Raw genomic sequence first — 12907 nt, 5'->3', positions numbered from 1 at the left:
TTGACGGCGCACGCGCGCTCTTATTGACGCTCCACTTTTCATCACGACTCACATGAAAAGTGCCCAACAGACTTGGAGGTTTACAATGGCTCATTCTGCATTTGGTTTTCAATCTATCTCTTCTCCTGCGCTGTCCAATGACGACATCGCGCTGATCGAATCTTCCGTGGAACAATTTGGCGCGCCGCTGTTGCTGCTTGATTGCGATATTATTCGTCAGCAGTACCGTGCACTGAAAAATGCCTTACCCGGCGTGACGTTACACTACGCGCTCAAGCCACTGCCGCACCCAGTTGTGGTCAGAACGCTGTTGGCGGAAGGCGCCAGTTTTGATCTGGCAACCAGCGGAGAAGTCGATGTCGTTGCGCAAGAAGGCGTACCGGCCGAGCTGACCATCCACACCCATCCGATCAAACGTGATGCGGATATCCGCGATGCGCTGGCGTATGGCTGTAATGTGTTTGTGGTCGACAACCTCAATGAGCTGGCGAAGTTCAAAGCGTACAGCGAAGAGGTGGAATTGTTGGTGCGTTTGAGCTTTCGTAACTCAGAAGCGTTTGCTGATTTATCGAAAAAATTCGGCTGTTCACCAGAGCAAGCACTGACCATCATTGAAACCGCTCAAGCGTGGAATATTCGCATTAAAGGCTTGTCGTTCCATGTTGGTTCACAAACCACCAATCCGCATAAATATGTAGAAGCGATCCACACCTGCCATCGTGTGATGCAGCAAGTGGTGGAAATGGGTCTACCAGCACTGAGCACGCTCGATATCGGTGGCGGTTTCCCAGTCAACTACACTCAGCAAGTGATGCCGATTGATGAGTTTTGTGCGCCGATTAACCAAGCGTTAAATGCACTGCCTGATACGGTGCATGTGCTGGCTGAACCCGGACGCTTTATCTGCGCGCCAGCGGTAACTAGCGTTGCTTCGGTGATGGGGCAAGCCGAGCGTGAAGGACAGATCTGGTATTACCTAGACGACGGTATCTACGGTTCGTTCAGTGGTTTGATGTTCGATGATGCCAAATACCCATTGGTGACTATCAAACAAGGCGGTGAGCTATTGCCAAGCGTGTTGTCTGGCCCAACTTGTGACAGTGTGGACGTGATTGCGGAAAACATCATGCTGCCAAAACTGGAAAACGGCGATTTGGTGATTGGCCGTACCATGGGCGCGTACACCAGCGCGACGGCCACGGACTTTAACTTTTTCAAACGTGCGCAGACCATCGCGCTGAATGAACAAGTGGAAAACAGCGAACGTTTGATTGGCTGATAACCCACCTGATGCCCGCAAAAACAAAAAACGCTCACATTGCTGTGGGCGTTTTGCTTTTGTGCCACAAGTGGTGAATTCCAGTGGCACTTTCGCTTGTTGTCGGCTTAGAGCTTTTGGTTGAACTGACTGACCGATTCGATGACTTGTTCCGCGCCAGATTTGATCTCTTCCATCAATTGCCCAGCTTGATTGGATAATTGCAACGTGTCGCCTGCCTGCACTTGGCAGTCCGCGATAAGCTCAACCGCTTTGGTGGTTCTTTGTAAATTCTCCGACACCACATCGGCTATCTCTTTGGTGGTCTGGTTGGTTCTCGATGCCAGTTTGCGCACTTCGTCCGCCACCACGGCAAATCCACGGCCCTGTTCGCCCGCTCGCGCCGCTTCAATCGCCGCGTTTAGTGCCAGCAAGTTGGTTTGGTCGGCAATGGCGCTAATATCGCCTACGAGGTCATCAATTTTCTGTGAGTCGTCTTTCAGTTTTTCTATGTCTTGCGTGGCACGCTGCATCTGCTCGACTAGGCTCTCCATCTTGTCGATCATGCTTCTGACCACTTCTTGACCTTGCGATGTCTGCTTTCCAGTCTCTTCCGAGATGCTGTAAGCCAAATGTGCGGCTTCGGCAACAACCTGTTCTTGATTCACTTGATCGGTGATCACCGTGGCAAACTTGACGACTTTATACAGTTCCCCGAAGTCATCATGGATGGGGTTGTAGGAGGCTTCGAGCCACACGGTACGTCCGTAGTTATCGATACGCTGAAAGCGGTCTGAAATGAACTGACCTGCTGCCAGCTTTTTCCAAAATTCTATGTAAGCGGAAGAATTCGCTTCTTCGCTATGACAAAAAATGCGGTGATGTTTCCCGGCGATTTGTTCATTGTTGCTAAATCCCATGCCGCGCAAGAAATTCTCATTGGCGCGGATAATTGTGCCATCAAGGTTAAATTCAATCACAGCGGTAGAGCGATTGAGCGCTTTGAGCAAATCTTCGTGCTCGCGAGATTTACTGATGGTACGGGTTAGCTCAGTGGCAAAAACGACGAAGCTTTGGACTTTGCCCTTAATATCTATCACAGGTTGAATAATCGCTCTGAGCCAGGCTTCTTGGTGATTACCTTTCTCAATCTGCAAGGCGCCATTCCAATGTTCACGCTTCTCAATGGCACTTTTCATCCGCGTATAATGTGGGGTAGTTCTAGCGTGTTTGGGAACGAGGTTAGTGAGGTGTTCGCCAGAGATATCATTAAGCTTAATACCCAGTTCTTGCTCAAAATTTGCGTTGATGTCAATGACCTTCCCTTGTGGGTCAAGCGTTATGCGCAACATGTCATTGTTGAGGCTCTCATTTGTCTGTTCAAGCGAATACAATCTTTCTTTTAGTTGTTGGTTTTCTCTTTGCTGAGATTTATTAAAAAACATGTCGGTTTACCTTGGGCGAAGGACAGTATTAAGGATTATAGCTTTTGTCACAATTGCTTACATCGTAGTTTAGCACATTCTTAAACAACATGTTAAACAACGAAGTATCAACCAGTCGCGCGGCGGTTTCTATCATATTGAACTAGAGGGAGTGTTCCCTTTCGGCAAAATGAGCGGTAAAGCTTGATGCGAATGAGCTGAAAGAAAAAACGCCCCACAGTGTGAAGCCGACTGACGATCTCGCGATGTCTCTTCGGTCAGCGATGACGCTTGCCCTTCTCGCTAGGCGAGCTAGGCTTGGCTAGTTATACTGCCCACTCTCTTTTTTTCTGAGCCGATGTTGATGAAAGACAGCCTGAGTATTCGTGCCTACACCAAGCAATTGCAAAGCCATGCACACGATGACTATCACCAGTTGGTGCTGCCAGTGCAGGGCAGTATCGATATCGAAATGGCCAGTTTTTGCGGTAAGGTGAGCGTCGGGGAGTGTGTGGTGATTGCCTCTGGTACATCGCATGCGTTTAAAGCCGATGAGCTAGCGAGGTTCATTGTCGCTGACTTAAGTGAGCTACCTGCTTCGCTGACCCAGCAAGAATGGCTGGTGTTTCAGCTTACGCCGCCTATGTTAAGTTTTTTGCATTTCATCGAAAAGCAGCTTGAGTTTCAGGTAGATAGTGGCATTGAAAGCTCGATACTCAGCGTGTTTAACCTGCTTTTGCAACAGCAAAACGGCAGCAAACAGATCGAGCCGAGAATACGGGCGGTGCAGCGACATATTGCGGAAAACCTCGATCAACCGCTCTCGATTGATCGGCTTGCGGCGGTGGCCTGTTTAAGCCCAACTCAGTTTAAAAAGCGTTTTAAACAAAACCTTTCTTGCAGTGTGTTGCAGTATGTTACTGAGCGACGGATGGAAAAAGCCAAAGCGCTGCTTACCCATACAGATTTGCCTGTTCAATTGATTGCGCAGCAGGTTGGCTACAGCGATCTTTCCGCCTTCAGCCGCCGTTTTTCGCTCCACTTTGGCCTATCTCCCCGCGAGTGTGCTCGCTAGTTTTGCGGCTTTGGCACAATAAATTTGCCACTTGCGCTCACATGAACCTTTCCCTGAACAGACAGCTCGGCAGAAAGCTGATATATGCCCCGTTTCTGCGTATCGCAACGGGCGAAAATCATCACCTGATCGCCAATTTCAATCGGTTCATGGTAACGAACGTCGAGCCTTGCCGTCAGCGCTGGAATATTTTGCAACAGCAAACAGTGCGTCATTGCGCCATCGAGCAAGGCACTGGCGATACCACCATGGAGCAGATTTTGATAGCCCATATGACGAACCTGCGGAGTAAACTGCGCAAAGACGAGGTTTTCTTCACTCAATTGGTATTCCACTCCAAGGCTGTACGGGTTTTGTTGTTCGCTGGCGCAGACAGCACAGCTTTTGTGCAGGGTGAGGGCGTGATTCATGGTGATCCCGTTGGTTAGGCAAATTGAGTTAATAGCATATGCCAATAACAGCGGAAGATACTGGCTGCAATCATTGTTTGCAGCCAGTGGTAGAAGCGCGCTCTTTACCCGCCGTGAAACACAAACGATCGCATGGCGATGGAGCCGAGGTCGATGGTTTCGGTCGCAAAGAAGAGCTCATCTTTGCTGCTGGAAGCGCCCGCGATAGTCAATGCTGGTGCGTAATGTTCCAATGTCGGATTGGCCATGTTCATCAATTGTCCCATCGAACTCACATCGGCGAGCACGGCAAAATTGCGCTCATTCAGTCTATCCGCAACAAAGCGATCAAACTCAAGTGCCCAGTCGTGCGCTTTCCCGTCAAAACGCAGCGCACGCAGATTGTGCACAATGTTACCGGAACCGAGGATAAGCACACCGCGATCGCGCAGTTCAGACAAGGTCTGACCGATACGCAAATGCCAGTCCATCGTTTGAGTGATGTCGACAGAAAGCTGGAACACTGGCACATCGGCGGCAGGGAACAAGGCATCTAAGAGTGCCCACGCGCCATGATCTAACCCCCAAGTATCATCGGTTTCTACTTGATACGGCGAGAGCAATGTTGCTACTTCGCCTGCCAGTTGCGGATGCCCATTGGCTGGATATTGCTTGGCGTACAGCTCCTCTGGAAAACCGTAGAAATCATGAATGGTGCGAGGCTTGGCAGACACATCAACCAATGTGGTGCCGCGTGTCATCCAGTGTGCTGAAATGACCAAAATGGCTTGTGGCCGAGGCAGCGACCGGCCAAGCTCTGCCCAACTGCGGCTAAAAGGGTTATCTTCTATCACATTCATTGGCGAACCATGCCCGAGGAAGACGAGTGGCATTCTCGGCGATTTTTTCAGGCTGTGTTTGAGTTTTTCTAGTGAAGATGCAAGGCTCATACTCTTTCCTATTCGGTCATGCTTTTGTCGTCGATATAGAGAGTATCCGTCTCGCTGCTTTTCCACGAAATGGCGATTATGTAGAATAACAATCCTCAAAATGTTCTTAATTGGCGTGGCAAAATGGACTTAATCGATGGACTAAAAGCGTTTGTGGCAACGGCGCAAACGGGCTCATTTACTGAGGCGGCAGAGCGTTTGGGGGTTTCCAATCGCATTACCTCAAAATATGTCGCTCAGTTGGAAGAGCGCATGGGGGCTAGGCTGTTGCAACGCACCACGCGCAAAGTGGGCTTAACGCCAATCGGGCAGGAGTTATTGACGCGTGCACCTGCTTTGCTCGACGAGCTGGACGATCTGCTCGGAAGCGTGTCTGAAGCCTCACAGGGGTTAACTGGGCAACTGCGAATGTCTGCGCCCGTCACCTTTGGCGAGATTTACATCACAGGCCTTATCAGCCGTTTTACGGCGCTGCATCCGGGAATTTGTGTTGATTTGCGCCTAACCGATTCATACGTTGATCTGGCGGCCGATGGTTTTGACCTCGCTTTTCGCATCGGAGAGCCGGAGGTGAACACACTCAAAGCGCGCAAATTGGGTGAAATTAACAGCTGTTTGGTTGCTTCACCCCACTACTTGGCGAATTACGGCACGCCGTTGGTGCCGGACGATCTGAGATCGCATTTGTGCATCGTCGATACCAATCGACGCGATTACAGCAAGTGGACGTTTTATCGTGGTGAAACCCCGATCACCTTTATGCCGCAACGCCATTTGCTGGTGAACAGCGCGCGCATCGCCAGAGATTGGGCGATGGATGGACGTGGAATCGCATTATGCCCAGATTTTGTATTGCATGATGCGCTACACCAAGGCCGGCTAGTTGAGCTGCTTGGTAATTATACGATGAAAACCCATCCCATCAGCGTGGTGTACCTCGCGGGGAATGTTGTGCCGAGAAAAGTACGCGCTTTGATTGATTTTGCCGTTGATGATTTTCAGCAAGTGAGATGAAGGTTAAAGTTTTTAGGGAACGTTACCGAAACTAACCGTTAAAGGCTTGAGTGGTGCTGTAAATCTTCTTACACTGAAACAAATCATGTTTGGAGAAGTGAGATGAGCAGAGTATGGGTAACGGGCGATGCGGTGGTCGATTTAATCCCCGATGGTGAAACGCACTACCTTAAATGTCCGGGTGGCGCGCCTGCCAATGTTGCGGTGGCGATTGCTCGCCTAGGTGGAGATAGCGCGTTTTTTGGTCGAGTCGGGAACGATCCCTTTGGGCGTTTTATGCAGCAAACACTTAGCGATGAAGCGGTGGATTGCCAGCATTTAGCCCTAGATAGCGAAAAACGCACCTCAACGGTGGTGGTCGATTTGGACGACAACGGTGAGCGTAGTTTCACATTTATGGTCAAGCCAAGTGCGGATCAATTTCTCCAACCTACTGATATACCAAGATTTAAATCGCGAGAGTGGCTGCATGTTTGCTCAATTGCCTTGGCCAACGAGCCAAGCCGCAGCAGCACGTTTGAAGCGATCGCGCGGATGAAACAGGCAGGCGGTTTTGTCAGTTTTGACCCAAACTTGCGCGAAGAAGTTTGGGCGCAACCACAGGAGCTGATTGAGGTGGTGATGCGTGCGGTTGCGCTGGCGGATGTGGTGAAGTTCTCCGAAGAAGAACTGATGTTCCTCACTCAAACGGCCTCGATTGAAGAAGGTTTGGCGGTATTGCAAAGCTATGTACTGCCGCTGGTGGTGATCACCCAAGGTGCCAAGGGTGCTTTAGTGGTGGCGGGCAAAACGCAAACGTTGGTGAGCGGAAAAGTGGTGAAGCCGATTGATACGACCGGAGCGGGCGATGCGTTTGTTGGCGGCTTACTTTACCAACTGTCTGTCGCGCAAGATTGGCGCTCGGCAGAGGCCATCACACAGGCTATTACTTGGGCGCACGGCTGTGGCGCGCTTGCTACGACGCAGAAAGGCGCGATGACGGCACTGCCCAATCAAGCGGCGCTTATGGCCTTTCTTGCTTGATGGTGCGAGTGAATTTGTTTTGGGCGAGCTGCGAGCTCGCCTTTTTTCTGTTGTCGTTTTTTTATCTGCCTAGATCACAAAACCGATTCAGATCGTGAATCAGATTAAAGTTTTCTATTAAATTTCGGGATCGTTCCCTAAGGTTGCAGTATAGTCTAGCTACACAAGATAACGCAGGCATGCTTGCTACCTAACTAGGTTGGCTGTGATGTTGAAAAGAGCACACAACAGCGTGTTAGCGAAAGATACTGCAACTTGTCATATTGCGAATTGGTTTATCGGGGAGCGTTTGCCACTTTTCCCATGCGTAAACTGCCAGCTTGCCTAGTTGCGCTCAACTCAATAGCCAGCTAGTCTTTAGAGTAAATCTCTAATAAGGCTAGGATATGGCAGAAGAATTGATGCAAGGCGAGCGAATAACCTGCCGAAATTGTGCTGATAAAAATCAGCTGGGTTTCGATTTCTCGATGGCGTTTCAACCCATCATTAACTGCCACACGCAAACTGTTTTTGGTTATGAAGCTTTGGTTAGAGGGCTGAATAACGAACCTGCTTTTTCTATCATTTCTCGTATTACCGACGAAAATCGTTATCTGTTTGATCAGTTGTGCCGCGTCAAAGCCATTTCGTTGGCGGCGAAGCTAGGCATAGAATCGATGCTGAGCATTAACTTTCTTCCCAATGCGGTTTACCAACCTGAGCGCTGCATTCGCACCACGCTGGAAGCGGCGAAAAAGTATGATTTCCCGACAGAAAGCATCATGTTTGAGTTTACCGAAGTCGAAAAAATAGAAGACAGCCAGCACGTTGAACGCATCGTTTCTTATTACCAATCGTTAGGCTTTAAAACTGCGATCGACGATTTTGGCTCGGGTTATTCTGGTTTGAGTCTGCTGGCGGATTTTCAAACCAATATTGTCAAACTGGACATGGGTTTGATTCGTGATATTGACCGCGATACAACGCGTCAATCCATCGTCACGCACTGTTTGGCGATGTTTCGCGATCTTAATATCAACCCGCTTGCAGAGGGAGTGGAGAGTGAGGGTGAATATCGCTGGCTAAAAGAGGCTGGGGTGGTGTTGATGCAAGGTTATCTTTTTGCCAAGCCCGGTTTTGAGAGTTTGCCGCCAGTGAATTTTATTAACTGAGTGGTAAAACAGAGGAGAAAGAAAAACCACCGTTGGCATGCGGTGGTTTTTTGGTTTTAGCGTGGTGCAAATGACCATGACATAGTATTTAGCGGGGTAAAATGCGCCTGCGCCTCGGTATGATGGAGCGAGATTTGCGTCGCCTCTGGCGGAGTAAAGATGCGCCCTGTCATCACTTTTTCTCCGTCGTTGATGAAGATTTCCAGCGAAGAGTTATCGGCCAGAATGTGTAGTTTCACTTTATCGGACGTGAGCGCGAGTTCGCGAATGGTGTCGCCTTGGCGAATATCGGTGGCGCTGCGATCAAAACGCAGTACGCGCTGCTGTGCGTCTAAAGCTAGCACCACGCGATGCTGCTCATCGTGCATTAAGTGCAGTTCGCTGCCCCAAGGCAGAGTGACTTGCAGTTCAAAGCTTTTAGTACCAAGCGTGATTGGCTGAGCGCTTAGCGCCAGTGATTGTGTTTCGCCGCGCAGAGCGTCCAGTTCGGCCGTTGGCTGCTGGATAATTTGACCTTCTTGCCAACGAAGTTCACGCAGCGCAGTGAACTGGTGGATCCAGCCGTTATCACAACTTGGGTGATCAATTTCGTCGGGCAGCCCCATCCAGGCGCACATTACGCGGCGACCATCGGCGGTTTGCAGGCTTTGCGGAGCATAAAAATCAAAGCCAGCGTCCAGTTCCCAACCTTGCAGAAAATGGAATCCGCCTTGCTCATCCTGCTCAACACGAAAGATGCGGTTTTGGTGCACTATGGTGTGGTGCGGGTTATCTGAGGTGATGCCTTGGGGGCCGAACACGACAAACTGCTCACCATCGATCTCAAACCAATCCGGGCATTCCCACATATATCCATATGGCGCGAGTTCATCGCCGTAGAGCTTATCGAACTGCCACTGATGCAGATCTTCACTGTGGTACACCGCTAACCTGCCTTGCAAATCTTGCGTCTGCGCGCCAAGCAACATGTGCCAACGACCTTGTTTGAACACCACTTTGGGGTCGCGAATATGCTCGGTGACACCGGGCGGCAACGTGCGGATCATAGGCCCCATTTTTTCAAAAGTGCCATTTGCACTAAGGCGAGCCGCACACTGCATGGTTTGTCTGTCACGTTCATGGCCAAGGCGAGTGTTGCCGGTGTAGAACAGCCACAAATTGTCGCCATCACTCACGGCATGACCAGAAAATACCCCGTGACTATCGAACCAATCTGAAGGGGTGAGGGCGATGGACTGCCAAGCCCAGTTGACGAGATCCGCGCTTTTCAGGTGTACCCAGTATTTGTCTTTGTGCTCGCAAGCAAAAGGGTACCATTGATAAAAAAGGTGATATTCTCCTTGATGGTAGACAAAGCCATTTGGATCGTTGAGTAAGCCTTGCGGCGGTGAAATGTGCCATTGTGGGCGATAGGGGCAAGCGGTGGGTTGCAGATGCTGTGAGGCTTGTTGGCGCTGGCGAGCAGCGATAGCCAAACCCACCTTGGCAAGATCCTCATCGCTGATGCTGGCATCGCGCGCCATCGACAGTTGCCATTCTCCGAGGACAGACTCGGCGCAGACAGCGTCGGGCTGTGTAACGCGCTTTGCGTCGATCACGGCAACCGTCACTTGCCCCTTCGGTGCCAAAATTCGTTGGATATTATCGAGCCCGCCAGCGAGTTCGATAAGCTTTTCTAGTGACATAACTTACCTAATAATAAATTCGGGAACGTTCTCAAAAATATAAAACAAAGCAGATTTAGGCAAGTCTTTCTGGCAAAAGAGGAGGGCAGAGTGTCAGTGAGTGTGAGGCCGGGCACAGAAACCCGGCGCAAAAGAGAAAAAACTGAGAGGGGAGCTCAGCAAGTTTCGCGGCTGATATTTTGGAAGGTAAGCACCACTTTACTCATTTCCTGACCGCGCCCCGCGATGCGTTCAAGAAGCATTTTTGCGGCATTTTCTCCCGCTTTATCAAAGGCATAGTTGAATGTTGAAAGTGAGGGTGTGCTGACGTAAGCGAGTTCATCGTTCCCCACGCCCAGCACTTTGATCTGCTCGCCAACCTGAACGCCCTCTTCTTGCAAGGCTTTCACCGCCCCCACAGCCAAACGGTCGGTGGCGCAAAACAGGCCATCGAGTTTAGGATGCGCTTTAAGCTGTTCCTTTGCTAAACGGTAGCCCGACTCAATAGAGAAATCGCCGCGAACATGGAACAAAAGCGCTTGTTGATGAAACGCCAAAGATTGCTCTAACCCCTGTGAGCGCAGCACATCCACGGCGATGTCGTCCCTTTGCACACCAATAAAGCCGATTTGCGAGCAGCCCGCTTGGACTAAGCGATTACCGGCCTCAAAGCCGACACGCATATCATCGTGCACCACGCTGGGAATATTGTGCATGGAGCCATCTTGCCCAACCAGTACCACGGGCACGGCGGATTGTTGGATAGCCTTGACCAGCGGTGCGTCTAAATGGGTGGCGTAAAAGACAATGCCTTCGACACGCTTCTGGTTAAATATCTGAATATATTCAAGTTCTTTTTCATGAACTTGATGTGTATTGGCCAGCAGAACGTGTTTGCCTGCTTGTTCAAAAATGGCGGTGAGGCCATCCACACCTTGCGCCGTCGCATGGGAAGAGACGCGCGGTACAATCACCCCAATCAAGTTGGTCTTTTGCGATTTTAAATCTTTGGCGACTTGATTGACGACGTAACCACATTCGGCAACAGCTTGTAACACTTTGATTTTTGTTGATTCTTTTACACCGTACTCGTCGTTGATCACCCGAGAAACCGTCGATTTGGACACGCCAGCCATTTTGGCGACGTCATGCAAACTTGCCATAAAGCATCCTATTTCACATTTCATTTGGGATTGATTGCAGAACTGATCGATCTCAATCCGCTTTTAACGTGATTCTACCCTTGTTTTACGGATCCTCTGCGTTGAATTTACCGATCCCACTCACAGATTTTACCCGCATGTTTTGACCAATGGCGATTTATTGACAAGAATTCGTTTTGCAAACGTTCCCAAAAAATGAAAACAAAATCGCAGTCAACCACTATACTGAAACGAAACAACAATCGGGGTGAGTTATGGACTATCCAGTCATAGCAAAACAACTTTTAGAACATTTGGGCGGTAAAGCCAACATTCAGGCATTAGCGCATTGTGCAACACGTCTGCGCTTAGCAGTCAAAGATGAAGCGCTGATCAATGAGAGTGCGATTGATTCTCTAGACGGGGTAAAGGGCCAGTTTAAGGTCGCTGGTCAGTACCAGATTATTTTTGGTTCTGGCATCGTCAACCAAGTGTATGCCGAAATGGCGAAACTCACCGGTATGGCAGAGATGTCGACCAACGACGTCGCCAGCGCGGGCGCAGAAAAGCAGAACATTGTGCAGCGTGCGGTCAAAGGTTTGTCGGATATTTTTGTCCCTATCATTCCGGCGATTGTCGCGGGCGGCCTGTTGATGGGTCTGTTTAACGTGCTAACCGCCAAGGGGCTGTTTATTGATGGGCAATCTTTGATTGATGCCAATCCGGGCCTTGCTGATCTCGCCAGTATGATCAACACTTTTGCCAATGCACCTTTCGTTTATCTCCCTGTTTTATTGGCATTTTCTGCTTCTCGCAAGTTTGGTGGCAACCCATTCCTTGGCGCGGCACTTGGTATGTTGATGGTTCATCCAGACTTACTCAACGGCTGGGGTTTTGGTAGCGCGACGGTTTCCGGTACGGTGCCGACGTGGAATATTCTCGGTCTGGAAATCCAAAAAGTAGGCTATCAAGGCTCGGTGCTTCCTGTGCTGGTGTCGGCGTTCATCTTAGCGAAAGTGGAGCTTGGCCTGCGTAAAGTGGTGCCATCGGTTCTCGATAACTTGCTTACTCCGATGTTGGCAATTTTCATCACTGGTTTCCTTACCTTCACGCTGGTAGGTCCGATCACTCGTGATGTTGGCTTTATGCTGGGCGACGGCTTGAACTGGCTGTACGATTCGGCGGGCTTTATCGGCGGCGCACTGTTTGGCTTTATCTACGCGCCATTTGTGATCACCGGCATGCACCACAGCTTTATCGCGATTGAAACTCAGCTTTTAGCCGACATCGCGACTACGGGCGGCACCTTTATTTTCCCAATCGCGGCGATGTCAAACGTGGCGCAGGGTGCAGCGGCTTTAGCCGTCGGCTTCACCACCAAAGAGACCAAGCTGAAAGGCATTGCGCTGCCTTCGGGTATCACGGCGCTACTGGGTATTACTGAGCCAGCAATGTTCGGTGTGAACCTAAAACTGCGCTACCCATTTATTGCTGCGATCATCGGCGCGGCGGTTTCCAGTGCCTTTATCACCCTGTTTAACGTTAAAGCTCAGGCGCTAGGCGCGGCAGGCTTGCCAGGCGTCATCTCAATTAACCCTGAGAAGATCGGCTACTACGTGGTGGGCATGGCGATCTCTTTTGCTGTTGCCTTCGGCTTAACCGTCATGCTTGGCATGCGCGAAAAAGCCAAACAAGGCGTTCGCGCTACGGCGTAATACACCCCCTAAAATGCGATTACGCTTTTGCCCACTCCATCGAGTGGGCTTTTTTCTACCTAAAACGTCTGACAAAGCAATTTTTGCGTCCGTTTAGCAAAG

At 50.1% G+C, this 12907-nt stretch carries 10 protein-coding genes and 2 pseudogenes; 6 read left to right on the top strand and 6 right to left on the bottom strand.

The window, feature by feature from the left end:
* The first annotated feature begins 85 nt into the window (after positions 1–85).
* Entirely contained in the window at positions 86–1279 is a 1194-nt protein-coding gene (locus EWA64_RS15980; protein WP_061894232.1) for a type III PLP-dependent enzyme, read from the top strand.
* Positions 1280–1386: 107 nt separating this feature from the next.
* Here EWA64_RS15980 and EWA64_RS21255 read toward each other — a convergent pair.
* Together EWA64_RS21255 and EWA64_RS21250 are read right to left on the bottom strand one after the other, a co-directional pair.
* A pseudogene (locus EWA64_RS21255) lies at positions 1387–1812 on the bottom strand (methyl-accepting chemotaxis protein); the annotation flags it as partial.
* A 111-nt stretch (positions 1813–1923) separates the two neighbouring features.
* Positions 1924–2610, bottom strand: a pseudogene (locus tag EWA64_RS21250) (PAS domain-containing protein); the annotation flags it as partial.
* 436 nt (positions 2611–3046) lie between these two features.
* On the opposite strand from EWA64_RS21250, the gene EWA64_RS15970 reads away from it, so the two are divergent.
* Complete coding sequence (locus tag EWA64_RS15970) at positions 3047–3757, top strand: helix-turn-helix domain-containing protein (protein ID WP_061894650.1); 711 nt, start codon at positions 3047–3049, stop codon at positions 3755–3757.
* Here EWA64_RS15970 and EWA64_RS15965 read toward each other — a convergent pair.
* The gene (locus EWA64_RS15965; protein WP_061894234.1) at positions 3754–4167 is read right to left on the bottom strand and encodes a PaaI family thioesterase; all 414 of its coding nucleotides are present in this window, start codon (positions 4165–4167) and stop codon (positions 3754–3756) included. The genes EWA64_RS15970 and EWA64_RS15965 overlap by 4 nt on opposite strands.
* A gap of 104 nt (positions 4168–4271) precedes the next feature.
* Positions 4272–5096, bottom strand: a complete 825-nt coding sequence (gene ygiD, locus EWA64_RS15960) for a 4,5-DOPA-extradiol-dioxygenase (protein WP_061894235.1) — start codon at positions 5094–5096, stop codon at positions 4272–4274.
* Positions 5097–5219: 123 nt separating this feature from the next.
* On the opposite strand from ygiD, the gene EWA64_RS15955 reads away from it, so the two are divergent.
* The 3 genes from EWA64_RS15955 (at position 5220) to EWA64_RS15945 (ending at position 8284) form a co-directional block, all read left to right on the top strand.
* Positions 5220–6110 carry a LysR family transcriptional regulator gene (locus EWA64_RS15955; RefSeq protein ID WP_061894236.1) on the top strand — a complete coding sequence of 297 codons (891 nt, stop codon included), beginning with the start codon at positions 5220–5222 and terminating at the stop codon, positions 6108–6110.
* 102 nt (positions 6111–6212) lie between these two features.
* Positions 6213–7133, top strand: a complete 921-nt coding sequence (gene cscK / locus EWA64_RS15950; protein ID WP_061894237.1) for a fructokinase — start codon at positions 6213–6215, stop codon at positions 7131–7133.
* A 386-nt stretch (positions 7134–7519) separates the two neighbouring features.
* Entirely contained in the window at positions 7520–8284 is a 765-nt protein-coding gene (locus EWA64_RS15945) for an EAL domain-containing protein (protein ID WP_061894238.1), read from the top strand.
* 56 nt (positions 8285–8340) lie between these two features.
* Here EWA64_RS15945 and EWA64_RS15940 read toward each other — a convergent pair whose 3' ends face one another.
* On the bottom strand, positions 8341–9969 hold the full coding sequence (locus EWA64_RS15940) for a glycoside hydrolase family 32 protein (RefSeq protein WP_061894239.1): 1629 nt from the start codon (positions 9967–9969) through the stop codon (positions 8341–8343).
* A 155-nt stretch (positions 9970–10124) separates the two neighbouring features.
* Positions 10125–11111, bottom strand: coding sequence for a LacI family DNA-binding transcriptional regulator (locus EWA64_RS15935; RefSeq protein ID WP_039441418.1), 987 nt, complete (start codon positions 11109–11111; stop codon positions 10125–10127).
* Between the two features lie 254 nt (positions 11112–11365).
* Between EWA64_RS15935 and EWA64_RS15930 the strand changes: the two genes are divergently transcribed.
* A complete protein-coding gene (locus tag EWA64_RS15930; protein ID WP_061894240.1) occupies positions 11366–12805 on the top strand; it encodes a sucrose-specific PTS transporter subunit IIBC in 1440 nt (479 codons plus the stop codon).
* Positions 12806–12907: the final 102 nt, after the last annotated feature.

The organism is Vibrio cidicii, from assembly GCF_009665415.1.
GTDB lineage: Bacteria > Pseudomonadota > Gammaproteobacteria > Enterobacterales > Vibrionaceae > Vibrio > Vibrio cidicii.
The sequence above is the reverse complement of the archived record's forward strand: the minus strand, read 5'-3'. Positions and strand labels throughout refer to the sequence as shown.

What these genes read in the sequence shown, in the direction of transcription:
- EWA64_RS15980 (WP_061894232.1), top strand. Translation starts at nt 86, where the DNA reads ATGGCTCATTCTGCATTTGGTTTTCAATCTATCTCTTCTCCTGCGCTG.
- EWA64_RS15970 (WP_061894650.1), top strand. Translation starts at nt 3,047, where the DNA reads ATGAAAGACAGCCTGAGTATTCGTGCCTACACCAAGCAATTGCAAAGC.
- EWA64_RS15965 (WP_061894234.1), bottom strand. Translation starts at nt 4,167, where the DNA reads ATGAATCACGCCCTCACCCTGCACAAAAGCTGTGCTGTCTGCGCCAGC.
- ygiD (WP_061894235.1), bottom strand. Translation starts at nt 5,096, where the DNA reads ATGAGCCTTGCATCTTCACTAGAAAAACTCAAACACAGCCTGAAAAAA.
- EWA64_RS15955 (WP_061894236.1), top strand. Translation starts at nt 5,220, where the DNA reads ATGGACTTAATCGATGGACTAAAAGCGTTTGTGGCAACGGCGCAAACG.
- cscK (WP_061894237.1), top strand. Translation starts at nt 6,213, where the DNA reads ATGAGCAGAGTATGGGTAACGGGCGATGCGGTGGTCGATTTAATCCCC.
- EWA64_RS15945 (WP_061894238.1), top strand. Translation starts at nt 7,520, where the DNA reads ATGGCAGAAGAATTGATGCAAGGCGAGCGAATAACCTGCCGAAATTGT.
- EWA64_RS15940 (WP_061894239.1), bottom strand. Translation starts at nt 9,969, where the DNA reads ATGTCACTAGAAAAGCTTATCGAACTCGCTGGCGGGCTCGATAATATC.
- EWA64_RS15935 (WP_039441418.1), bottom strand. Translation starts at nt 11,111, where the DNA reads ATGGCAAGTTTGCATGACGTCGCCAAAATGGCTGGCGTGTCCAAATCG.
- EWA64_RS15930 (WP_061894240.1), top strand. Translation starts at nt 11,366, where the DNA reads ATGGACTATCCAGTCATAGCAAAACAACTTTTAGAACATTTGGGCGGT.